Source organism: Chloroflexota bacterium (assembly GCA_009840625.1).
GTDB lineage: Bacteria > Chloroflexota > UBA11872 > UBA11872 > VXNJ01 > VXNJ01.
The window spans coordinates 639,468-663,085 of the sequence record VXNJ01000001.1 but is presented as its reverse complement, the minus strand read 5'-3'; the positions used below and the strand labels follow the sequence as shown (position 1 = coordinate 663,085).

The following is a 23,618-nucleotide window of genomic DNA, read 5'->3' as shown; positions in this document are numbered from 1 at the left end:
TTTCATCCCACCCCCCCCTCACTTATCACCCGTCGGACTCTGTCTGTGCTCGTCTCGGGGGCGGCGCGGCCGGGCGCGCCCCCCCCCGGCGCCCCGCCCCCCCCCGGCGATGAACCGGTCGTGACTTTGGTCGGCGACGGCGGGCTACTCATGGGCGCCGGCGAGCTGGAAACCCTGGCCCGGCTGGACCTGCCGGTAACCGTGGTGGTCGCGGTCGACTCCTCGTTGGCGCTGATCCGCCTCAAAGCCGAGATCGACGATTTGACCGAGGTGCCCAACGACTTCTCGCGCGCCGATTACGTCGCCCTGGCCGAGGCGCTAGGGGTCAGCGGGCGCCGTGCCCGGAATCTGGACGAGCTGGAAGACGCCGTGGCGACCGCAGTCTCGTCCGGGCGACCCGCGTTGATCGAGGTCCCGGTTGATTACACGGCCTATCGACGGATGGGTGGCTAGTCCGCCGCGTCTGGGGCACACGCCCGGATAGCACCGTCCTCCACCGTCCCGCGGCGACCGCTGACGGGGTACGTGCCGACCGACCCGCGTCGCGAGTCCGGCGCCTTCTGCTGGGCGTTGGGCTGGCGCTGGCGCTGGCAGTCTCGGCGCCGACTGGCGCGAACAGCGTCCGCGCCGACGGGGCGATCCCCTACGACCCCAATCTGGTCCTGCGATTTGATGGAATCGGCAACGGGCACGGCGTCGGGATGTCGCAGTGGGGAGCCTACGGACGCGCCCTGGACGGGCAGACCGCCGAGGAGATCGTGCACGCCTATTACAGCGACGTTGCGATCGAACAGCGCGACCTGTCCCAGCAGCAGCTGCGGGTCCTGATATCGGACGACTACCGCGCGCCCGCGGTCGATGGCTCATACGCCGGCAGCAACGGACTGCGGGGCCAGATCTGGGCCTGGGGCGGACCCTGGGAGATTGCCGGCCTGAGCGATCCGGTCGAAGCGGGCGGCCGGGTCGAGTTTTCCTCGTATCCGGGTGAGGCGAAGTACCTGGTCCAGATCTTCAATTCGCAAAGCGTGCGAGTCGGCCAGTTCGACATGTACCGCTGGATTCGACTGCGACCGCTGTCGGCCTCGACCACGTTTCAGGTCTGGTACAAGGAAACGACGCCGGTGCCCGGCGGAAATAGGGCGATCTACTACGACGTCTTCCGCGGCGGAATGCGGGTCATCGTCCGTCCCGGGGGCACTTTGCGGACGATCAACGAAGTCGATGTCGAACAATACCTGCGCGGAGTGGTCCCGGTCGAAGTGGTCCATGACTGGCCGCTGGAGGCGTTGCGCGCCCAGGCTATGGCGGCGCGAACGTTCGCGGTGAGCCGGATAGCTCGCGGGGGAGTCGACTGGGACGTCGACGACACCCCGTTCTCGCAGGTCTACATGGGCGTGAATGCCGAGGAGCCGGAGACCGACCTGGCCGTCTTTACCACCGCCGGGCAGGTGATCACCCACAACGGAGCACCGATCAACGCGCTTTACTTCTCCAGCTTTGGCTCCCGCACCGAAAACTCCGAGGACGTATTCAGCGCCGCCCAGCCGTGGTTGCGGTCGCGCCCGGATGTCGACGCCGCCGGCCTTCCGTACGACGCGCTGGGCCCCTGGACCGGCTGGTCTACGTCCGAATTCGCAATGTCGCACCTGGCCACGGCCCTGGCGGCGCGCGCCAATACCGATGTCGGGCAGCTGCGGTCGATCGACTTTTCGGACCGCTCCGAGTCCGGCGCGGTGCGGCGCGTGACGATCGCCGGCTCATCGCGCCAGATCACGGTCGCCGGAGAGTTCTTCGTCCAGGTATTCAATGTTCGAACCCCAACCGAACTGGGCCTGCTCTACAGTCACAATTTCGAGGTGGTAACGCCCGGCCGGACGACGCCGGTGGCCCTGATTCCGGGCCCGGATCCCGGCATCGAGGAAGGTTCCTTCTACTACCCGCAGACCGGCCGGACGGTATCGCCCCAGTTCCTCGATTTCTTCCGCGACGGCGGAGGCATAGCGACCTACGGAGTCCCTTTGACGACACCGCGCAACGAGGGCGGCAAGCTGGTGCAGTATTTCGAAAAAGCTCGTCTCGAATTGAATCCGGAGCTGGCCGGCACGCCCTACCTGATCACGCTGGGGCTTCTGGGCAGCGAGCTTACCGCGGGAGTTTCATTCAGCCCCGATCCGGCCAATACCGCCCAAGGCGACGCGTTCTTCCCTGAAACCGGCCACAGCGTGCGTGGCGCCATGCTCGACTACTTCCGGTCCAACGGTGGAATCGACCGGTTCGGATTTCCAATTTCGGGCCAGATCGCCCAGGGTGGACTGGTCGTGCAGCACTTCCAGCGGGCGCGCTTGGAGCACCCGGCCGGATTTCCGGATCAGGTGGTGGCGGCTAACGTCGGGTCGGAGTTGCTGCAAGGACTCGGCCGACTATAGGGTCCGGAATTCCGGAAGCGGTCCCTCCGCAGCTGCCGGTGCCCGGATTCAATTGCGACCCAATACCCAGGCGATGGTGCGGTGATCGGTCTGCCAACCCGGTCGCCCTGACGCCGGACCGGCCGCCAGCTCCTCAGAGGTAGTCGGCCAGCGGGGTCGCGGTCAGGGCGTGGTCGGGAATCTCGCTCGCGTGGCTGCCCTGAGCCGGGTACTTGTAGACGTTCCCCTCGTAATTGGCCAGGGTTGCGTACTCGTCATCGAGGCTCAGCAAGCGGTTCGGAGCGACGGTCATCTTGCCGCCGCCGCCCGGGGCGTCAATTACGTACTTGGGCACGCCGAAACCGGTGATGTTGCCTTGCAGGTAATTGATGATGTCGAGACCGGCTTGGATGTTGGTGCGGAAATGATGGGTCCCCTTCACCAGGTCGGCCTGGTAGAGGTAATAGGGCTTGACCCGGATCTTGAGCAGACCCAACATCAGTTCCTTCATGACCTCGCGATCGTCGTTGACACCCTTCAGCAGGACCGTCTGGCAGCCCAGCGGTATGCCGGCGTCGGCCAGTCTGTTGCAGGCAGTAGCGGCTTCCTCGGTCAACTCGCGCGGATGGTTGAAGTGCGTGTTGATGTAGAGCGGATGGTGTTTTTTGAGCATCTCGCAGAGTTCGGGCGTGATGCGCGAAGGCAGCACGCACGGCAGCTTGGATCCGATCCGCACGACCTCGATGCTCGGAATTGCGCGCAGCTCGGTCAGGATCCGGTCCAGGTGCTGATCCGAGAGCAGCAGCGGATCGCCGCCGGAAAGCAGGACATCGCGGACTTCGGGATGCGCGCGCAGGTAGTCGAAGACCGCCTCCATTTCCGACCAGCGCGGGACCGGGTACTTGCCGACCTTGCGTTTGCGGGTGCAGAAGCGGCAGTAGATGGCGCAGGTGTAGGTGACGGTGAACAAAACGCGGTCGGGGTAGCGGTGCGTCAGGTGCGGAACCGGCGAGTCCTCCCCGTCCTCGCCCAGCGCATCCTCCATGTAATAGGTAGGGTCGCTCAGTTCTTCGGACGATGGAATGACCTGCTTCCAGATCGGATCGTCCCTTTCCTCGATCAGGCTGGTGTAGTAGGCATTCGAGAAGAAAGGGTAGAGCTTGCGGACCGAATCGATTTCCTCGGCTTCCAGGGCGTCCACGGCGGGCGCATCCTCCCCGTGCCGCAGGCTGTTGCGCATCTCCTGCTTCCATTGCGCTACGGCTCGGGTCACGCTTGGTCCTTCCACGATCGGCGGATTGGTGGGCGCGGCTCAGGGGCAGGGCGTCCCGCCGCGCAATGTACCGCCGGTGCCCGCAATTGTCTTAAATGCCCCGGGGCGTTCAAAGCGGCGATTCGGGGTCCTGCGCCACCGGAGCCATCACGGCGTCGGCCATGCCGTGCAGGATCTTGGACGAGTCCGGGCAGGCGGTGGCCAATATCCCGGCCAGCTGGACGTCTTCGCCGGAATCGATGAAGTAGGGTGAAAAGCGCCCCCGCACCCGGCTATCGCGCAGCCGGTTCTGGTCCATATCGAACCATTGAACGCTGAATCTTCGGCTGGCAAAGTACGGCTGCAACACGTGCGGGCTTTGCTCGAATGCGACCATCGCCGCTTCGAGCGCATCCCCCCATTCGGGAGCCGGCACGTCGTGGCCGATCGTCACCCCGCGCGAACCCCAGGCCTGCGGAGAAAACCCGGACGGCTTGATCACCATGCGCCGCCCGCGTTGCGTGGCCCCGCAAAGGTCCCGCCAGCGGCGCACGGGCCGCCCGGCGCTGGTCAGCGGCGGATCGATCGCCGCGAACGGGGGCAATGGGGTGGGATCGATGACCCAGGTGGGCGGCAAATGCTGCCGCAGCGCCGCAAAGGAGTCGTCACCCAGCTGGCGCTCCCAAAAGCCGGTCAGCTCGGGATGGTGGAACAGGGCCAGCAGCAGCTTTTCCTCCAGGGGCGCGCGTGGCGGAGGGGTGATGACCACCTGGCGCGCCTGCATCGCTTTGAACATCGACTCGGCCCCGGGTACGTTTTCCAGGTCGAACAATTCGAAGAACCGGTAGATCAGGTCGACCTTCGGGCCCCGCCCGGGGGCACCAAGCCAAACGCCGGCATCGTCGAACTCCAGTTCATCCGGCCAAACCGCCCGACAGCGCAGCCCCAACCTGCACAATTCCTCGGCCAGGGCGGTCAATTCGGGGCGGTAGGCGTCGCCTTCTTCGGAAACGACGATCGCCACGAACGGATCGCCAATTCCAGCCTGGGCGACCAGACCGGACTTGAACGATTCGGCCAGGGGAGCGCCAACGCTCTCCAGTCCGGCCCGGGAGTACCCGTCGCGCAACGCCTGAAGCACTCCCAGACCGCCGGGCACCGAATCCAGTTCGGTGGCCAGGATCGCTCCCTGCTCGGTCAGCATCAGGTCGGGCCGAATCACCAGCGGAAAGCGATTACGCAGTCGATTGCGGCGCGCCAGCGAAATCACGAATTCGGATTTGCCGGCATCCAGGAGCTTCGCCGGCCAGCCGGCCACGTTTCCGCGTACGCTGTCCTGGTAGAGGCGGCCCGCGGCGCGGTAAAAGTCCGCCAGCAGCGGACCCAGGCGTTCGATCCGATCCAAAGTCGCCGGCGAGACGCCGATCGGTTGCGGGCTGAGCCGGAATGGCGCTCGCGATCCCTTTGCCCCGGACTCCAAGTCGCCGTATAGGCCGCTGGCCGGCAGCGATTGATCAAGGCGGGCGACCACTTCGCTGGGCGGCAGGGGGGAGGCAGCGGCGTTCGTCTGCCGCAATGCGCAGCGCTTTCTCGATTGAGGTTTTGGGGAGGCATGGCATTGTACGGGCCTATTTCCAAAGACCCCTCAAAATCGACCGCGCCGGCTTGACCATTAACACGGTTACTAACCTAGGGATGGCGCGTTGGCGGCCGGCGCGCCGCGTACGTGGCCGAACCTTGGCGGGAGGGATGAAATGCTGCTCGCGGCCCAAATACTGCTTACGATCGCCACCCTTGGCTACAGCGCCATCCCGACGCTCGTTGACCTGGGTCCCACCCACGCAACAAACCCTTCATGGACCGGCCATGCGCGCTACCACGTGGTGTGGCAGGTGGCGAGCCTGGTGATCATGGCCCTGCTGGGTCTATTCCTGACTTGGACCGCGACCGGGCCGGGCATCAGGCTGTGGATCTCGGCCGGACTCTGCGTTGTCGCCTACGGCGGGTTCTGGGCCGCGCTCCTGACCCGTCCGAAGTACCAAGGTATCTTGCAGGACGAGGTCAACGGTGTCCCCGAGGTTGGCTTCAACGTATTCGGCTTGAAGGCCTCGATCGACGCCAACGTGTCGCAATTTGCGCCGCTTTCGCTGATCGCCCTTATAGCGATTGGCCTGATCGCCGCCTTGCCGCCCGAGGCCTAGGAATTGCTCTCGGAGGCCGACCGCCAAGCTGCGGCCGAAGCGATATACCGCGCCGAGCGGACCCGGATTCCCTGCCCTCCGCCGTCACACGAATGGCCGGGCATGCAAATCGAAGACGGGTATGACGTGCAGCGCCGCTGGGCCCGAATCCGCATCGAAAACGGCGCCCGGATAGTCGGACGCAAGATCGGGCTCACCAGCCGCGCCATGCAGGCGGCGTCGAATATGAGCGAGCCCGACTACGGGGTGATCCTGGACGACTCGTTGTACCGGGACGGAGCCCGGATCCCGGCCCGGACCTTCATCAAACCGCGTCTGGAGACGGAACTGGCGTTCGTGATGGGAGAAGACTTGGGCGGGGCCGGGTGCCAGGTCCACGACGTCCTGCGGGCCACCGAGTACGTGACCCCGGCGCTGGAAGTAATCGACCGCCGCACTACGGTGCCGCGGGACATCGCCGACGCGATCGCGGACAACGCCGGCTATGGCGCGATCATCCTGGGCGGTCGGGTCATCCGACCGTTCGACGTCGATTTGCGCTGGATCGGGGCGACCTTGGCCAGGAACGGGGTCATCGAAGAAAGCGGCGTCTCGGCGGCGATCATGGGTCACCCTGCGGCCGGGGTCGCCTGGCTGGTGGAAAAGCTGGCGCCGCTGGGGGACGAACTCAAAAAGGGTGACATTGTGCTGGGTGGATCGTTCACGCGGCCGGTCGATGTAGCTCCCGGCGATGTGGTGTTTGCCGACTACGGCCCGATCGGCGCGATCGGCGTCAGCTTTGATTGAGGGGCGGCGACCACGCACGCCCGGTTGACATTTGTCGATCCCCGATGACGACGGTCGCGATTTAGGGGCTGGTAGTTGCGCTGGTGGAATTGGCCGCCGGGGAAGGGCGGCAAATCACGAGCCATGCGACGCCCGGCAGCGGACCGCGAGCCAAGCGGAAGCTTCCATTCCGGCGAAATTTGGTGATAATTGGGGGCACGCCAGACCCCCGGCTGATTCCCCCGGGGCCTTCCCGGCCGACGCGTGATCAGACAGCCACCGCGCGACTTTGCTCGCGGAAACGTCCAAGACAGCGGTGGCAGCAATCAATACCCACCGCAAGGATTCGTTGGATATTGCCTAAAGCAGCATCCAGGCTGATTGCCTTAGTGCGGGCGAAGAACCTGGGGCATATGGCCAACGGGCCGCTGATCCGGTTGCTGCTCATCGTGCCGGCCGCGGTCCTGCTGGCGGGCTGCGAGTTCTTCGTTGCCGCGGTCGCCCCGACCCCCACCCTGGTGGGCTCGGCGTCGTCCTCCAACCGTCCGCTGGTCACCGTGGACCGAGGGACGATCGAGCAGGCCATCCGGGCCACCGGAAGGGTGGTGGCGCGCGAGCGGGAAGACCTCTATTTCGTCTCTGGAGGTCGGATCAAGTCGGTTTCGGTGCGCCAGGGCGAGATCGTCGAAGCCGGCACCCTGCTGGCCGAACTGGAGACCGGAAATCTTGAGTCCCAGGTCGAAAGTGCCCTGGAATCGTTCGAGACCGCCTCGCTGCGGGTCAAGGCTGCCGAACAGGCCCTGGCCAACGATCAGGCGAACTCGCTTCAACAGCTTCTGACGGCCCGTAACGACGTGATCCGCCGGCAAGAGCAAATCAATCTCTCGCTCAACGGCGGAGACCCTGACCTGGTCACCTCGGCGCGAGCCCAGCTGGCGGCCGCCCAGATGGCCTACAGCAACGCCCAGACGAAACTCCAGGTGTTGCAGGCATCGCCCGCCAACATACGGTCTGCAGTCGACTTGGAGCTAAACGCCAGGCTTGAACGCCTGTCTTCGCTCCAGCTTGCGCTGCAGGACCTGGCCGCCGCCGGCCCGCCGTCCGGCGGCGAGGCGCGCGCCGAGGCGGCGCGCCGCTTGGCCGACCTGCGCAGTGCCGTGACGGTCGCCCAAGCCAACGTCCTGCTGGCACAGGAAGACCTCGATCGAATCCGCAACGGCGCCACCGGCGAGGACCTCGAGCAAGCCCGACTGGTCTTCCGGCGCGCGGAAATCAATTACGAGAACTCGCTCGAGCGCAACTTCAGCGGCGATCAGCGCGAACAAGCCGAAATCACCTACAACCTGGCCCTGCTGGCTTACGAGCGTGCGGTCAATCCGGGCGACGAGGCCGACGTCGCCAAAGCCCGCGTAGCCCTGGACCAGGCCCGCACCCGCCTGGAGCGGGCCCGCGAATCCCTGGCCGATGTGCTGGTCGACGGCGATGAACCCGGCGCGCTTGAGCGCCTCATCGCCCAGGTGCAATCCGAATACGGCGTCAGGGTTGCCAACGCCCAGCTGGCGGTGGTGCAGGCCCAGCGATCGGTCGATGAGTCCCGCGTGGAACTCTCCAACATCGATGCCGGCCTGGGTTCGAACGAGCAGCGCGCCGCCCAGGCGAGCTTCTCCCAGGCCAGCAACAATCTCGCCCGCGCCCAGTCCCGTCTGGCTGAACTCCTTGATCCCCCGCCCGCCGATCTGGACGTTGCCCAGAACGCGTTGGATGCGGCCATTTCCCGCCGCGACAACCTGGAGGAGCGTTACGCGCAGTTCGAACGCAAGGAATCGCAGAAGGACATCGACCTGACGATTGCCACCAACAATTTCGACCAGGCCAGGATCCAGCTTGAACGCCTGCAGGCGCAGACCTTCGAAAACCAGATCGTGGCTCCCTTCGGCGGGGAAATAACCTTCACCCGCGGTCGGGCCGGCGACCAGGTTCAGGCATACCAGGAAATCATCGGGATTTCCAACCCCGAAAACCTGGTGATCGAATCGCTGATACCGGAGACCGATTTCGAAAACCTTTCGATCGGTCAAATCGTCGACGTCCAGCTGGACGCATTCCCGGGCCGCAACTTCGTGGGTACGGTTTCCTCGCTGCCGCGCAACATCGTCTCCAACACCGGCCAGACGATCAAGATTCCGGAGACCGAAATTGAAGTGGACTGGGCCGGCGCCGCGGTCGAACTGGGCATGCTGGCGCGCCTCAAGGTCACGGTTCAGGTCAAGGATGACGTCCTGAAGGTGCCGGCCGCGGCGGTGCGCCGCGTGAACGCCCGCGAATTCGTCGAGACGATCGTCGACGGGCAGCGCCGCAGCCTGCAGGTGACCACCGGAATCGCGTCAGACACCGAAATCGAGATTGAATCGGGCCTTGAAGAGGGCATGGAGATCTACGCGTCGCCGTAGGCGCAACGCAGCGGCTTTGCAAATGACCGGTCGGAGTCGCTGAGGCGATGCTGCTGCCGATGGTGGTCTTTGCCGCCAAACGCCTGCTGCACAAGAGCCAGCTGATCCTGGCCACCGTGTTGGGCCTGATCATTACCGTCACCCTGGTGACGGCGGTCCCGGTCTTCTCCGACGGGATGTCCGAATTCCTGCTGCAGCGCGAGCTCAAGGAACCGAGCGTTGACCGGCGCCAACCCGCCTCTTCGGTCATGCTGCGCCACTTTTCCAGGCCCGAGGTCAACGAAGCGCCGACAACGGTCGAGGAATTCCTGACCGCAGACAGCTTTTTTGCCCATCGCATCGGCCAGCTGACGGGCATGGATGAAATCTCGCAGGTCACATACCTGCAGACCGACGTCCATCCGGTCTTGCCATTCGAGGCCTCGCTGCAGAGCGGACGCCGCGAGCGCACCCTCGAGTACGCGTGGTTCGCCACGGCTTCCGATATCGACGAGCACATCCGGTTCCTGGAAGGTCGGGCGCCGACCAGCGAAGTCGGCTCCATCGAGGTGAACGGCGAACCCGCCATGTTGCTGGAGGTGTCGGCATCCAACAACTTGCTCGACAAGTTCGGCTATCTCGTCGGTGACCGGATCAAGTTGTTCTACACCGACCAGGACACCGAGGAGGAGCACCCGATAGCTTTCGACATCGTCGGGCGGTGGGTGCCGACCGATCCCGACAACCGCAGCTACTGGTTCTACAGTCCGATCTCGACGTTCGACCGCGGTGGATTCATGATCAATCGCGACGTCTACCTGGATCGGCTGGTCGCCACCTTCCCCGGCATCTTCTACGAGGCGACCTGGTATTCGGACTTTGACCCGGCCTCGATAAGGGCGTCGAGTTATCGGGCCGTCGCCGGAGGGTTGGTGACGCTGCGGGCCGCGACCAACCAGATCCTCCCCGGGACGAAGCTCGATTATTCTCCGCAGGACGTGATCGTCAGCTTCAACGACAAGCTGTTTTTCCTGAAGCTGCTGCTGTTTATCCTGGCGGCCCCGGTAGTGGCGATCATCCTCTACTACGTGAGCCTTACCGCCGGCATGGTGATCGACCAGCAGCGCAGCGAAATCGCCGTCCTCAAAAGCCGCGGCGTCGGCACCCTGCAGATCGTAGGGGTTTACATAATCGAAGGATTGTTAGTAGCCGCGATCGCCCTGGGTCTGGGGCCGCTACTGGCCCTGGGGCTGGCTCAGATCATCGGCAAGACTTACACGTTCCTGGTCTTTACCGACCGCGAAAACCTGCCGGTGATGCTCACCCAGCAGCACTACCTCTACGCCGCCGGGGCGGTATTCCTGGCGGTCCTGGCGACCCTGGTACCGGCGATCGGGGCGGCCCGGCTCTCGGTGGTGGAGTTCAAGCAGGACGTCTCACGCACCCTGGGCAAGCCCTTCTACCAACGCTTTTTCCTCGACGTCCTTATAGTCGGGATCGTCATCTACGGCTACATAAACCTGCGCGAACGCGATTCGCTGCTCTCGTTCGGGCCCGGCGGCGAACTGTTCTCGGACCCGCTGTTGGTGGTGATGCCGGTGCTGTTCATCTTCGCCCTGGCCCTGCTGTTCCTACGCTTCATCCCTTACCTTGTGGCCCTCCTGGCCGCGATCGGCGGGCGCTACTGGGGAGTCGGTATACACCTCGGTCTGCGACAGATCGGCCGCAGTCCGGGCCAGTACACCAGGCTGGTCCTGCTGTTGGTGCTGACCTTTGCGCTGGGAACGTTCTCCGCCTCGATGGCGGCGACGATCGACCGCAACATCTCCGACCGCGCCTATTTCGAAGTCGGTTCGGAGGTCCTGTTTGAAGAGACCGGTTTCTGGGACGCCGACAACGGGGTCTGGATCATCCAGCCGGCCGACTTGCATTCACGCGCCGTCGATGAGAACGGTGAACCGATGCTGGAGCAGTTCGCGCGGCTATGGCATGACGACGACGCCCACTTCATCCCGCCGGGGCGCAACCAGGCCGACACGGTCAACGTCTACGGGGTGGATCCGATCCCGTTCGCCAAGACTGCATGGTGGCGTTCGGACTTTGCTCCCTATCACATCAATTCGATGATGAACGCGCTGGCCGGCGACGAACGCGCCCTGCTGGCCGACCGCTCCTACTTCGGCGACCAGCTGCTGCTTCGACAGGGCGATCCGCTCACGATCCGCTTCGCGCAGCTCGATCTCGAATTCTTCATCGCCGGCTGGATCGATGATTTCCCGACCCACTACCCCGAATCGGGCCCGTTCGTGGTCGCCAACCTGGACTACATCCACCGCAACATCGGCGAGAGCCCCTGGAACATCCTGGGGATACCGGCCGAGGGAGTCGCTGTCCCGGATATTGCCGAAAAACTCTGGGAATTGCGCATCGACCTGCTGCGCTACAACGTGACCGCCCTGACTATCCAGGACTCGCGGGCCGACGCGACCCAGACCGGGACCTTCGGAATCCTCACGGTCGGGTTCGTGATCTCCACGCTCCTGACCCTGCTGGGATTCCTGCTTTATTCCTTCCTCTCATTCAGGCGGCGCCTCCAGGAATTCGGCGTATTGCGGGCGATGGGACTTTCAGTTCGGCAGATGATCAACCTGTTCATGTTCGAGAACGGTTTCCTCATTGGAATGGGCACCCTGGTCGGAACCGCGCTGGGGATCCTGACCGGCAACCTGTTCATCCCGTTTCTGCAGCTTTCGGCCGACCGATTCGCCGACACGCCGGCCTTCATCATCGAAACGGCCTGGGGCGACATCGGCAAGATATATCTGGTGCTCGGGGTGGTGTTGGTGGTGGCGGTTCCGGTCTCGATCTGGATGCTGCGCCGGATCCGGATACACGAGGCAATGAAGTTCGGGGATGAGACTGGATGAAAGACTTCACCAGCCACATTGAAACCGGCGAGAGTCTGGTCGTGTGCTCCGGGCTGGTCAAGATCTACAAGGTCGCGGACCTGGAAGTTGTCGCCTTGCAGGGCTTGGACCTGTCCATCGGGCGCGGCGAACTCATGGCCATCATCGGCAACAGCGGATCCGGCAAATCGACGCTATTGAACATCCTGGGCGGGCTGGACCGGCCGTCGGCCGGCAGCTGCCGGATGGGGGAATTGGACCTTGTCAACTGCTCCGAGTCCGATCTCGTCTACTACAAGCGGCATATCGCCGGCTTCGTCTGGCAGCAGAGTTCCCGCAATCTGATTCCCTATCTGTCGGCGCTGGAAAACGTCGAAACGCCGATGATCTTCTCCGGTCTTTCCGGGCGGGTGCGACGCGATCGGGCGCGCGAGTTGCTCGATACGGTCGGCCTGGGCGACCGGATGGGCCATAACCCGGGCGAACTCTCCGGCGGGCAGCAGCAGCGCGTGGCGATTGCGGTGTCGCTGGCCAACGATCCGGACATCCTGCTGGCCGACGAACCGACCGGTGAAGTCGACACCGAGACCGCCCACCTGATTTACGACCTGTTCCACGATCTGAACCGCGAGCGCGGCCTGACCGTGGTGGTGGTTTCGCACGACCGCGGAATCGCGAACCAGGTGGACCGGGTGGTGGCGATCCGCGACGGACGCACGTCCACCGAGACCGTGCGCCGAATCGGCGGCGAGCACACCGACGAGGTCTCGCACGAGGAGTACGTGATCGTTGACGACGTCGGACGCCTGCAAATCCCGCACGAACACCTCGAACACGCCGGGATCGCCGGACGCGCGGTCGTCGAATACGAAGAGGGTCGGGTAATCATCAAGTCGGCCGCCAACGGCGACGAAGAGCAGCCCCGCAACGCGCCACGCCGGACCGGGCTATTCGGCAGGGACCGGTGAGCACCGAAACCGCTACCGCCCTGGTGGGCCTCAAAGGCGTCTGCCGGTATTACCACGCCGGCGAGGCCAACGAGGTCCGCGCCGTTGATCGGGTGGATCTGGAAGTCAAGCGCGGGCGATTCATCACCCTGCGCGGCCGATCCGGTTCAGGCAAGACAACGCTCCTGAACCTGGTCGGTGGACTGGACAAGGCGACCGGGGGCGAGGTTTTCTTCGACGGCAAGGCGCTTGCCTCGCTCAATGACAACCAGTTGACCGAGCTGCGCCGCCACGAGATGGGATTCGTTTTCCAGACCTTCTCGCTGCTGCCGGTGCTGTCGGCATACGAGAACGTGGAATTGACGATGCGGATAGCGGGCATGCCCGCCGGCCAGCGCCGCCAGCGCGCACGCGAACTGTTAACGTTGGTCGGTTTGCGCAGCCGCATGCACCACCGTCCGTTTGAGCTGTCCGGCGGTGAGCAGCAACGGGTTGCAATCGCCCGGGCGCTGGCCAACGACCCGACCCTGCTGATAGCCGATGAGCCGACCGGTGCGTTGGACTCGGTGACCGGAATCGAGATCGTACTACTTTTCCGCCGCGTCGTCGACGAACAGGGCATTACCGTGATCATGGCCACGCACGATCCGGCGCTCTCGCAGTTCACCGACGACACCTGGCTGATGGAAGACGGACGGCTCAGTCACGCCGAAGGTCCCTTGGACCTGGATCTTCCCGATCTTGTCCAGCACGTGGAATTTGCCGAACCGCTGCTTGATGTGAATAAATCCCAGCACGATGCCGAGGAACACCTGGGCATCGCCCAGCCCGAAGCCGAACCGGCCGGCGACGACCAGTTCCGGCGGCCGGACCCCGAGTAAGCGCGGCCGCGCTTGCCGGCGGACGACCAGGTCAGCGGCGGCCGACCCGGCCGGTCGCTGACGGCGCGCAGCGACCCGGGAACCCGGATAACCGGAGAGCCGGCTGCCAAGACCGACCTGCGCGTCCGCGCCCTGGGCGAAATCGACGAGCTGACGAGCTATCTCGGGGTGGCCCGGGCTCATAACCCGCACCCCGAATTGGGAAAAATCCTGGTTCGTTTGCAGGAACTATTGCTTACGCTGGGCTGCGAAATAGCCGACCCCGAGCGTCGCGGCGAGGTGTTTTTGACCGCCGCCGATTGCCGGGCGCTGACTGAAGCGGTCCGGGTTCACGAACGCGCGCTCCCGCGGCTGGTCCGGTTCATCGTCCCGGGACCGCCCTCGCCGGCGGCCGAACTGCACTACTCGCGTTCGATCGCCCGTCGGCTGGAGCGCAGCCTGCAGTCGCTGGCGGCGACCGAACCGGTGTCGGAGGCGGCCTTGGCGGCCGCCAACGAGCTTTCCGACCTGCTTTTCGCGCTGGCACGCCGCGCGGCGCACGCCGCCGGCGAAGTCGATCACGAGTGGCGTCCGCGCGCACCGCTGTCGGATAGCGATCTGCAGTGACCGGGTCTCGGCGGATTTCAATTCCAGCTGCCAGCGGCCGTGCGTTTGTGCCGCGCCGCCGGCGGACGCGGACCTAGCCTATCCCGTGAGGATGCGTGTCGGCACCGATTGCTGGCAACATAGCAGATGCCAACCAGCCGTTCAAACACCCAGTGAACCGTCCGCCGGGATCGTATTCGACCCTGGAGAGGCTGCTATTGAGCCCCCTGCGGCGCTGCGCCAACCCGGCCTTCGGAGCGGTAGCCCGTCTGCTGCAGCGGGTAGGTGTCAGCCCCAACGCGGTGTCACTCACCCAGATTCCGCTGGGCGTGGTCATAGCTTGGCAACTCGGGCAGAACCCGATTTTGGCCCTGGCGCTTTTCGTTTTAGCGCTGCTGCTTGACGGGCTTGATGGCGCGCTGGCCCGCATGAGCGGACGCGCTTCCGGGTACGGAGCGCTGGTGGATCAGGTGGCCGACCATGTCCGGGAACTTACGGTCATGGCCGGATTTGCGGCCGCGGGGTTGATCTCGGGCGGCGTTGCAACTATGTACGCCGCCGCCTATCCGCTGCTCAACGCCCTGCTGTGGATCGGCGATCGCCACGGCCGGCCCGCGCGCGTGTCGGCCAAGGTCTGGCTCACCTTCTACCCGTTCTTCGCCCTCTGGGCGCTCACCGGGGTCAACTGGCTGAATTGGGCGGCTGCCGCGACGGCGGCGCTGTTGCTGCTCTCCAGCGCCTGGCAACTCTGGCTTTTGCGAACGTCACGCCTGTAACCAGGGGATTGGCGGCGCCTAGAAGTCGACGACCGCGCCGTCCCTGCCCCACCACAGCTGCCCGCTGAAATTGGCGGCCACGTCGGCAATCGCACGCGCGGTCTCGCCAGGTCCGTCCATGGATGTGGACTGGTGGTTGATCAACAGCCGCCTGGCACCGGCCTCCTCGGCCATGCGTCCGGCCGATTCGGTCGAGGTCTCCGAAATCACGCTGGGCAGAGTCCGACCGTGGACCTCGCGGTGGACCGCCTCGATGACCGCCAGGTCGGCATCGCGGCACAGTTCGACCACGGCCTCGCAGGGCGCGGTGTCACCGGAAAAACCGATTACGCCGTCGTCGGTCTCGAACCGGAAGCCGTAGCACTCGATGTACGGCTGGGCGTGCTTTACCTCCAGCGCCGAAACCTCCCAGCCGTCTCCGCTGGCCACCGGTCCGGATTCGTACTCGGTCACTTCGACCACGGGCGGCGGGCGCTCGCCCTGCCCGCCGCGCGAGTGGTAGGCGTTGACACTCATGGGGTGATTGACTCGCGCAACGACGTCGTACCAGAAAACCCCGCGGTCGGGGCTCCACAGCCGGTCGTGAATGTCCCGGACAGGACTCGGGCCATACACCTTCAAGTCGGGTTCGACGCCGATCGACTGGTCGAATCGGGTCATCAGAAAACAGGGGTAATCGGAGATGTGATCAGAGTGCAGGTGGGTGAAGAACAGGTGCTCGATTTCGGTGCAGCTGACCCCGAACTGGTGGAGCAGTTTGTGGGTGGTGGCCGGACCGCAGTCGATCAAGAACTTCTGGCCGACCGCCTCAAGCAGGAAGCTGGTCCCCCAGCGTTCGATCGTCGGGGTCGGAGTCCCGCCGCCGACTACCCCCAGCCGCGCCATCAGGCGATGTCGGCCGGGCGCACCCAGCCGCCGGTGCGCGCCGACTCGTAGATGGCCTGCGCGATCTTGAATTCGGCCAGCGACTGTTCGGGGCCGGCCTGGAGCGGCTTGCCCTCCAGCACCGCGTCGGCGAAGTCCTCGATTTCGCGCGCAAAGGCGCCGTTGTATCCGGAAGCTTCCATCACCGACCGCCCGTTCGGCGATTGGGCGTCGAAAAGCCGCAACTGCCCCTCGAATCCGTCGCCGATAGCGATTTCGCCTTCCCGCCCGATGATGCGCCACCAGTCCTGGGGACCGAGCACGCCGTCGATGTTGAGCGCTTCGAAAACCGCGGTTTTGCCGGATTCGAACCGAAATATGGCCTGGCACTGCGATTCGCCCTGCATCCGGGCAAACGGATACCCGATGACCGCGGTTACCGCTTCGACCTCGCCCATCCAATTGCGCAAAGGTCGGATCCAGTGCGAGGAACCGTCCACCACTATCCCGCCGCCGGTTTTCTGCGAGTCGAAGCGCCAAGGGTTCTCGGCCCGGAACCACTGCGGGTCGTATCCGTAAACGAAATTGGCGCGCGCGGTTACAACCTCGCCAATGACCCCTTCGTCGATCAGTTCCTTGGCCCGCACCAATTCGGGCCAGAATTCGCCGTTCTCGGCCACCGAGAACACCACCCCGGCCGCCCCGGCCGCGGCCAGGATCCGATTGCACGAGGCCAAGCTGGTGGATATCGGCTTCTCCAGCAGGACGTGCTTGCCGGCTGCGAACGCCTCCAGCGCAAGCGGTTCGTGCAGGTGGTGCGGGACCATGATGTCGACCGCGTCGAAGCCTCCGGCGGCGATGGCCTCGGCCAAGCTCTGATAGGGTCGGCCGCCGGTGCGCTCGGCAAAACTCTGGACCCGCTCCAATTCCGGATCGACAAGTGCGGTCACCGCGACTTTTCCGGCAAGCTCGTTCGCGCCGGCCAGGTGATATTCGGCTATCGAGCCGCAGCCGACCAGGGCCAGCCGCAAACAATCACTCATGAGATCGCATCTCCATCGGGTTAATTGGGCGGTTCATGATCTTCGTCTTGGCGGTCCAGGACCCGACCGCGCTGTGCCATCCAGCCGGCCGCGTCCCAGGGTGCGCCCCATAGCCACCACCAGATGCGCCGTACCAGTCGCATCGATCCGATCGCCCAGATTACGACGAAGGCCACGAATCCTACGCTCAGCGGCCAGATCCACAGCGCCGGAATGACAATGCCGCGCGAATAGAAGATGAAATTCAACCCCATGCCGGCGGCGGCTATCAGGAGTACAGCCGCCGGCAAACGCAGCCGCGCCCAACCACTCATCGCGGTAAGTTAGTTGGCCTTGGCGCCGGCTGCTTGGCGGCTGCCGTGTTCGAGCATTGCCCGGATTTCGGCGACCTCGTCGCGTAAATCGGCGGCCCGCTCGAATTCAAGCGCGTCGGCGGCGATGTGCATTTCTTCTTCGAGTCGGGCCATCCGGCGCACCGCCTCGGCCGGAGTCAGACGGGTCAGATCGGCCCGCTCGCGCCCCTTGCGGACTTCCTGCTTGGCGGGTTGATCCGGATCGAGATTGAGCATTTCGCGAACGTCACGCAGCCGTTTGCGAACCGATTCGGCGGTAATGCCGTGGGTGCGGTTGTAGGCGACCTGGATTTGGCGCCGGCGGTCGGTTTCGTCGATCGCCCGCCGCATGCTGCCGGTTACGTAATCGGCGTACATGATCACCGAACCGTCCACGTTGCGGGCCGCTCTACCCATCGTCTGGATCAGCGCTCCTTCCGAGCGCAGGAACCCCTCTTTGTCGGCGTCCAAGATGGCCACCAGGGTAACTTCCGGCAAGTCGAGCCCCTCGCGCAGCAGGTTTATTCCGACCACGACGTCGTAGGCGCCGCGCCGCAAATCGTTCAGGATCTCGACCCGCTCAAGGGTATCCACCTCCGAGTGCAGATAGTGAACCTTGATGCCCAGCTCTGCCAGGTATTCGGCCAGCTCCTCGGCCATTCGCTTGGTGAGGGTGGTCACCAGCGCCCGCTGTCCGCGCTCGGTCCGGGCGTTTATCTCGTTGATCAGGTCGTCGATCTGGCCTTTGGTGGGCCGCACCGTTACTTTGGGGTCCAGCAGGCCGGTGGGGCGGACGATCTGCTCGACGATTCGCGAGGAGTTCTGGTATTCGAATGCGGCCGGCGTGGCCGACGTAAATATCGCCTGCTTGACGTGCGCGAGGAACTCATCGTGCGAGAGCGGGCGGTTGTCGAATGCCGACGGCAGGCGGAAGCCGTACTCGACTAATGCCTGTTTGCGAGAGCGGTCGCCGCCCAGCATCGCCCCGACCTGCGGCAGGGAGAGGTGCGACTCGTCTATGACCATCAGGAAGTCGTCGGGGAGGTAATCGAGCAGCACCCAGGGCGGGTCGCCGGGACGGCTGCCGGCGATATGGCGCGAGTAGTTTTCGATCCCCGAGCAGTAGCCGACTTCGCGCAGCATCTCGATGTCGAAGCGGGTTCGTTGCTCCAACCGGGCCGCGGCCAGGACGTTGTCGGCCGCGCGCAGCCGCTGCAGTTGCTCGGTCAATTCGACCTCGATCGATTCGATCGCCGATTCAATCCGCTCGCTCGGGGCAACGTAGTGACGCGCCGGGTAAATCTCGATCGCATCGTGCTCGGCCAGGATCTCCCCGGTCAGGGTGTCTATCTGCAGGATCCGCTCGAGCTCGTCGCCGAAGAATTCGAACCGCAGGGCGAAGTCGTCGTAGGAGGGAAAAACCTCAAGCACATCGCCGCGCAGGCGGAAATTACCGTGCGTCGGCGCCTGGTCGTTGCGCGCGTACTGCAGGTCGGTCAGCCGTCGCAGCAGCCGGTAGATGTCGTATTCGGCGTCCTTTTTCAGACTTACCGTCATCTGCCCGTAGTCGACCGGCGATCCGATGCCGTATATGCACGAGACCGAGGCAACGACGATCACGTCGCGACGCGAGAACACCGAGCGCGTGGCCGAGAGCCTAAGCTTCTCGATCTGCTTGTTGATGTCGACCTCTTTGTCGATGTAGGTATCGGTCCGCGCGATGTAGGCTTCCGGCTGGTAATAGTCGTAATAGGAGACGAAATATTCGACGGCGTTTTCCGGGAAGAACTCGCGGAACTCGGAGCAGAGCTGGGCGGCCAGGGTCTTGTTCGGGGCCAGCACCAGGGTGGGACGGTTGACCTGCGCAATCACGTTGGCGACCGTGAAGGTCTTGCCCGACCCGGTGACTCCGAGCAGGGTCTGGAATCTTTCCCCGCCGTTGATGCCCTCGACAAGCCCGGCGATGGCGTCAGGCTGGTCGCCTGCGGGGGCAAATGGGGCGTGCAGCTTGAATAGTTCCATAGTGGTGCCGGGTGGAGGCCGAAGCAGTCGATTTTCGCCTGCACCGCGCGGCGTTCAATCCATCGGAGGTGGGATAATCACCGCGTTGGCCGAGGTGGCGGAATTGGCAGACGCGCTAGCTTGAGGGGCTAGTGATCTTCGGATTGTGCGGGTTCAAATCCCGCCCTCGGCACCCAAGAACGCCCCCTCACGCCGGCGGGCGGATGGCGCCGAATCGGGCGGGGTCGAACAGGTCGATGTCATGCTCGGTGCGGCCCGACGTTGCCAAGTCGGCCAGGATTTCCCCGATCGCGCTGGCGAACTTGAACCCATGCCCGGAGAATCCGGCGGCGAAAACAACCTGCGGCCAGCGCGGGTCGGCGCCGATTACGAAGTGCCCGTCCGGCGAATTGGTGAACATGCACACCGAGGCATCCAGCGTTCTGCCGGCGGCCTCCGGAAAGCATCTCCGGGCGACGTCGCGCAGCTCCTCCTCTTCGTCCGGTCGCCGATTCCTGTCCAGGGCATCGGGATCGGCTGGGCCGCTGGCCAGATCGAACTTGCCGATCTTGAAGCCCGCCCTCTCGAAATCCGGAAACCCGTAGTACTCCACATCATCAAGCGTGAGGATGAAAACCGGGAACCGGCTTGGCTTAAACCACGACCGGGTCAGGGTTTCGAACCAGACAACTACCTGGCGGGAGGGTACCGCCAGACCCGCCAGTTCGGGCATGATCTGGGATGCCCAGGCACCGGCCGTCAGCACCAGGGAGCCGGCGTCGTAGTCTGCGCGGTCGGTGCTGACCCGGACGAAGCCCGGGTGGGCCTCCCAGCCGAGCACCCGTTCGCGTTCGTGGACGGCGGCGCCCAGTGCGCGGGCGGCCTCGGCGTGCGCTTGGACGCAGCGCTCGGGGGCCAGGAAGCCGCCCTGCGATTGCAGCACCGCCTTGAATCCGGACGGCAACCGATACCCTGGATAGCGCGCGGCAAGTTGCGCGCTGGTCAGGACTTCGTGCTCGACCCCCTGCCGACGGCAGGCCGCCAGCGTTTGCTCGAAGCCGACCGATCCCGGCTCACCGGCGTGCACCGACCCGGTGATGGTAAGCAGGGACTGGCCGGTTTCTGACTCGAGCTGGCGCCAGAGCCGGTAGGCGCGGCGCCCCAGCGGTACGTATTCGGGTCCTTCGTGAAACGCCAGTCTGATGATCCGGGTTAGCCCGTGCGATGATCCCATCTGGTGTGGAATCTGAAATCGCTCCAGGGCCAGCACGCTCCGGCCGCGACGGGCCAGCTGGTAGGCCGCGGCGCTGCCCATCGCCCCAGCCCCGACGACGATTACGTCGAAGTGTTGGGTGCGCAGGCGGTCGGTCAATTCGCCCTCCACGGGGGCCGGGTGTGGATTGGACGTGAATTCTCCTACGCGCGATCCGCATCAACCGCTTCCCCGGGAGCGCTTTACCGGCGGCGAGAATCCACCCGTGACCAGGGCGCGATTGATCCACCAGCATCCGGCCAGCGCGGCCGGGCGCGTGCGCCAACTGGAATCGGCCGGTATTGCGGTCGACTATTCGGACACTCCCGATTCGGCGGGACTGCGCCGGCTGGTCGAGAACGTTCCTGACGTCTACCTGATCGACCTCGAGCGCCTCCCATCGCACGGCCGCGAAATCGGGCTCTGGCTGCGGCGGCGAACTTCCACCCGCCGGGTCCCGCTGTTGTTTGCCGGAGGCGCGCCGGAAAAGGTCGAGCGGGCCAGGGCTCTGCTGCCCGACGCCGCCTTCTGCACCTGGGAAGAAGTAGCGCCGGCCATCGCCGACGCGCTGGCAAATCCGCCGGCCGATCCGATCGTTCCCGCATCCCAGATGGCCGGTTATTCGGGCACGCCCTTGCCCAAGAAACTCGGTATCAAGGAAGGGTCGGTGGTCGCCCTGATCGATCCGCCAGCGGAATCCGACCAGATCCTGGGTCCGCTCCCGCCGCGCGCGCGGCTCGTCCACGGGCAGCAGCCTGACGCCGACTTGACGATTTGGTTTTGCCGGGCCCGGGCCGATCTCGACGCCCAGGTCGCCACGGTGCGCGAACGCCTGCCCGACGGTGGACGACTTTGGATTGCGTGGCCCAAGCAGTCTTCCGGGCTCGCTTCGGACCTGCGCCAGGCGGGAGTGCGCGCGGCCGGCCTCGCTTGCGGACTCGTGGACTTTAAGATCTGTGCGATCGACGGAACCTGGTCCGGTCTGCAGTTCGCGCCGCGCCGCAATTGAACCGCGGAAAGCAGTGATTGGCGGGCAGATCGCGCCGCCCGCCCTGCAAAGCCACTTGCGCCATACTTGCTGCGGCCATCGGCCTGCTCAATCTCCCTGCTGTTGCGGTAAGACCTGACCATGACTGAATCCGGGCTGGCGATCTGGACCGGCGGATTGCATCGCGTTTTCGATCGCGTGCATGCGGTCCGCGGCGTTGACATCGCCGTCGCCCCGGGCGAGATCTACGGATTTCTCGGCCCCAACGGGGCCGGCAAGACGACTACGCTCCGGGTCCTTACCACCCTGCTCCTACCGAGCGCGGGGCGGGCAAAGGTGGCCGGTTTCGATGTTGTTTCCGACGCCGCCCGGGTCCGCCTCAAGATCGGGACCGCGCTCCAGGACGTCGGGCTCGATCCCAAGCAGACCGGGCTCGAACTTCTGCGCCTGCAGGGGTATCTCTACGGTCTATCGCGCCGCGACGCCAATCGCCGGATAGCCGAACTCGAGCATCTGATCGACATTGGGGACGCGATAAAGCGCCTGATCGGAACCTATTCGGGCGGCATGAAGCGGCGCCTCGACCTTGCTGCGTCGCTGATACATTCCCCCGAGATTCTTTTCCTGGACGAACCGACCACGGGCCTGGACCCGATTTCGCGGGCGCGCGTGTGGGAGCACATCCGCTCGGTCAATCGCGAGTTGGGCGTGACGATCTTCCTGACCACGCAATACCTCGAGGAGGCCGATGCCCTTGCCGACCGGGTTGGAATCATCGACGAGGGCGTTCTGGCGGTGGAGGGAACTCCACGCGAGCTCAAGCGGGACATCGGATCGGACGTGATCGTGGTCAGCGTGGACGATCCCGTAATCGCCCTGAAAACGCTTCAAGGCCTGCCCTGGGCCGGGCAGATCGACACCTTTGGCCACGAACTGTCGGTGGCCGCCCCGGGCGGTTCGCGTCAGATCAGCGAAGTAGCCATCGCCCTGGCCCAGGCGGGGGTGGAGGTGGATGCGCTAACCCTTCGAACTCCCACCCTGGACGACGTTTTCCTGCACGTTACCGGGGCACGGATGTCGGGCGGAGCCGAACCGGCGGCGCCGGCGAAACTCGAATCGGTGGGCGGACATTGACGACCGCCGAGAGGGTCGTGGCCCGCCCCGCCGGGTTCTGGCGCGACCTGGCCAGCCTGGGCGAGCGGGCGATCCGGTCGATTCCCCGCGACCCGGAAACCCTTGTCGGAGCCCTGATCGTGCCGGCGTTCTTCTTTTTGATCAACGTCGGCGCCCTCCAGGACCTGACCGAGGGATTCCCGGGTGCGGAAGGCTTTGACTACAAGGCCTTCCAGATCCCGGTGGCGATCCTGTTTGCGGTCACCGGACTCAGTCGCGCCAACATCCTGGTCCTGGACATCCAGGGCGGCTACTTCGACCGGCTCGCGGTCACCCCGGTCAATCGCCCCGCAATGATGCTGGGATTCATGGTGGCCGACATGGTGCTGGCGGTGGTGATGACGATTCCGGTCCTGATCCTTGCGCTGGTTGTGGGGGTGGAATTCAAGACCGGCGTGCCGGGGGTGATCGCGTTGCTGGTGCTGACCGTCTGCTGGACGGCCATTTACAACGGATTCCCCTACTCGATCGCTCTGAAAACTGGCAATCCGGCGGCCGTCAACACCAGCTTCATAATCTTTTTCCCGGTCGTATTTCTCAGTCCGGTATTCGTTCCACAGGAGGCCATGACCGGCTGGATGGCCACAATCGTTACCTTCAATCCGGTGACCTATCTGCTCCAGGGAATGCGCTCACTGGTCAGCGAGGGCTGGGTGATTTCCGACATCCTGGGCGCGATTGCCGGAATCGCCGCTATCGGGCTGATCACCTTCCCGCTGGCCACCTGGGCGCTGTTGGGCCGGATTCGCCGCAAATAGGGCCCCGGTTGGCCGGACAATTGATATCATTTAGCCAGCACAATGCCATCACATCGGTGC

General features: G+C 64.7%; 20 protein-coding genes, 1 tRNA gene and 1 pseudogene (1 of these 22 only partly in view). 15 read left to right on the top strand and 7 right to left on the bottom strand.

The features are described 5' to 3' along the window. The 3 genes and pseudogenes from F4X41_02980 to F4X41_02970 form a co-directional block, all read left to right on the top strand. A pseudogene (locus F4X41_02980) lies at nt 1-124 on the top strand (thiamine pyrophosphate-binding protein); it begins 1,382 nt to the left of the window's first position. After that, the gene (locus F4X41_02975) at nt 25-453 is read left to right on the top strand and encodes a hypothetical protein (GenBank protein ID MYB15987.1); all 429 of its coding nucleotides are present in this window, start codon (nt 25-27) and stop codon (nt 451-453) included. Before F4X41_02980 ends, F4X41_02975 begins: the two are co-directional and overlap by 100 nt. A gap of 248 nt (nt 454-701) precedes the next feature. Continuing rightward, the gene (locus F4X41_02970; GenBank protein ID MYB15986.1) at nt 702-2,426 is read left to right on the top strand and encodes a SpoIID/LytB domain-containing protein; all 1,725 of its coding nucleotides are present in this window, start codon (nt 702-704) and stop codon (nt 2,424-2,426) included. Between the two features lie 133 nt (nt 2,427-2,559). Here F4X41_02970 and F4X41_02965 read toward each other — a convergent pair whose 3' ends face one another. Beyond that, on the bottom strand, nt 2,560-3,645 hold the full coding sequence (locus F4X41_02965; protein MYB15985.1) for a KamA family radical SAM protein: 1,086 nt from the start codon (nt 3,643-3,645) through the stop codon (nt 2,560-2,562). 142 nt (nt 3,646-3,787) lie between these two features. Next, the gene (locus F4X41_02960; protein ID MYB15984.1) at nt 3,788-5,233 is read right to left on the bottom strand and encodes a hypothetical protein; all 1,446 of its coding nucleotides are present in this window, start codon (nt 5,231-5,233) and stop codon (nt 3,788-3,790) included. A gap of 178 nt (nt 5,234-5,411) precedes the next feature. Here F4X41_02960 and F4X41_02955 point away from each other — a divergent pair, with 178 nt between their 5' ends. The 8 genes from F4X41_02955 (at nt 5,412) to F4X41_02920 (ending at nt 15,147) form a co-directional block, all read left to right on the top strand. Further along, complete coding sequence (locus tag F4X41_02955; GenBank protein MYB15983.1) at nt 5,412-5,858, top strand: hypothetical protein; 447 nt, start codon at nt 5,412-5,414, stop codon at nt 5,856-5,858. 3 nt (nt 5,859-5,861) lie between these two features. Next, entirely contained in the window at nt 5,862-6,644 is a 783-nt protein-coding gene (locus tag F4X41_02950; protein ID MYB15982.1) for a 2-oxo-hepta-3-ene-1,7-dioate hydratase, read from the top strand. Between the two features lie 368 nt (nt 6,645-7,012). Next, nucleotides 7,013-9,073 (top strand): HlyD family efflux transporter periplasmic adaptor subunit, encoded by a 2,061-nt coding sequence (locus F4X41_02945; GenBank protein ID MYB15981.1) that lies wholly within the window; start codon nt 7,013-7,015, stop codon nt 9,071-9,073. Between the two features lie 47 nt (nt 9,074-9,120). Further along, the gene (locus tag F4X41_02940; GenBank protein ID MYB15980.1) at nt 9,121-11,979 is read left to right on the top strand and encodes an ABC transporter permease; all 2,859 of its coding nucleotides are present in this window, start codon (nt 9,121-9,123) and stop codon (nt 11,977-11,979) included. Nucleotides 11,980-12,014: 35 nt separating this feature from the next. Continuing rightward, on the top strand, nt 12,015-12,926 hold the full coding sequence (locus F4X41_02935) for an ABC transporter ATP-binding protein (protein MYB15979.1): 912 nt from the start codon (nt 12,015-12,017) through the stop codon (nt 12,924-12,926). A 20-nt stretch (nt 12,927-12,946) separates the two neighbouring features. Continuing rightward, on the top strand, nt 12,947-13,786 hold the full coding sequence (locus F4X41_02930) for an ABC transporter ATP-binding protein (GenBank protein MYB15978.1): 840 nt from the start codon (nt 12,947-12,949) through the stop codon (nt 13,784-13,786). A gap of 12 nt (nt 13,787-13,798) precedes the next feature. Beyond that, nucleotides 13,799-14,392 carry a cob(I)yrinic acid a,c-diamide adenosyltransferase gene (locus F4X41_02925; protein ID MYB15977.1) on the top strand — a complete coding sequence of 198 codons (594 nt, stop codon included), beginning with the start codon at nt 13,799-13,801 and terminating at the stop codon, nt 14,390-14,392. Between the two features lie 95 nt (nt 14,393-14,487). After that, nucleotides 14,488-15,147 carry a hypothetical protein gene (locus F4X41_02920; protein ID MYB15976.1) on the top strand — a complete coding sequence of 220 codons (660 nt, stop codon included), beginning with the start codon at nt 14,488-14,490 and terminating at the stop codon, nt 15,145-15,147. Between the two features lie 18 nt (nt 15,148-15,165). On the opposite strand, the gene F4X41_02915 is transcribed toward F4X41_02920, so the two are convergent. From F4X41_02915 to uvrB, 4 genes are read right to left on the bottom strand one after another with little or no spacing between them, the layout of a single operon-like run. Next, complete coding sequence (locus tag F4X41_02915; protein ID MYB15975.1) at nt 15,166-16,032, bottom strand: MBL fold metallo-hydrolase; 867 nt, start codon at nt 16,030-16,032, stop codon at nt 15,166-15,168. After that, the gene (locus tag F4X41_02910) at nt 16,032-17,054 is read right to left on the bottom strand and encodes a Gfo/Idh/MocA family oxidoreductase (GenBank protein MYB15974.1); all 1,023 of its coding nucleotides are present in this window, start codon (nt 17,052-17,054) and stop codon (nt 16,032-16,034) included. Before F4X41_02910 ends, F4X41_02915 begins: the two co-directional genes overlap by 1 nt. A 20-nt stretch (nt 17,055-17,074) precedes the next feature. Beyond that, nucleotides 17,075-17,344 carry a hypothetical protein gene (locus F4X41_02905; protein ID MYB15973.1) on the bottom strand — a complete coding sequence of 90 codons (270 nt, stop codon included), beginning with the start codon at nt 17,342-17,344 and terminating at the stop codon, nt 17,075-17,077. A gap of 33 nt (nt 17,345-17,377) precedes the next feature. Next, a complete protein-coding gene (gene uvrB, locus F4X41_02900; protein ID MYB15972.1) occupies nt 17,378-19,408 on the bottom strand; it encodes an excinuclease ABC subunit UvrB in 2,031 nt (676 codons plus the stop codon). A gap of 88 nt (nt 19,409-19,496) precedes the next feature. Here uvrB and F4X41_02895 point away from each other — a divergent pair. After that, nucleotides 19,497-19,580: transfer RNA gene (locus F4X41_02895), tRNA-Leu, on the top strand. Between the two features lie 15 nt (nt 19,581-19,595). Here F4X41_02895 and solA read toward each other — a convergent pair. Further along, a complete protein-coding gene (solA, locus tag F4X41_02890; GenBank protein MYB15971.1) occupies nt 19,596-20,747 on the bottom strand; it encodes an N-methyl-L-tryptophan oxidase in 1,152 nt (383 codons plus the stop codon). Nucleotides 20,748-20,865: 118 nt separating this feature from the next. Here solA and F4X41_02885 point away from each other — a divergent pair, with 118 nt between their 5' ends. From F4X41_02885 to F4X41_02875, 3 genes are all read left to right on the top strand, one after another. Then, on the top strand, nt 20,866-21,648 hold the full coding sequence (locus tag F4X41_02885) for a hypothetical protein (protein ID MYB15970.1): 783 nt from the start codon (nt 20,866-20,868) through the stop codon (nt 21,646-21,648). 120 nt (nt 21,649-21,768) lie between these two features. Beyond that, nucleotides 21,769-22,761: an ATP-binding cassette domain-containing protein gene (locus F4X41_02880; protein ID MYB15969.1), complete on the top strand. Its 993-nt coding sequence runs from the start codon at nt 21,769-21,771 to the stop codon at nt 22,759-22,761. After that, nucleotides 22,758-23,558: an ABC transporter permease gene (locus F4X41_02875; protein MYB15968.1), complete on the top strand. Its 801-nt coding sequence runs from the start codon at nt 22,758-22,760 to the stop codon at nt 23,556-23,558. The genes F4X41_02880 and F4X41_02875 overlap by 4 nt, the downstream gene beginning before the upstream one ends. Nucleotides 23,559-23,618 lie beyond the last annotated feature (60 nt).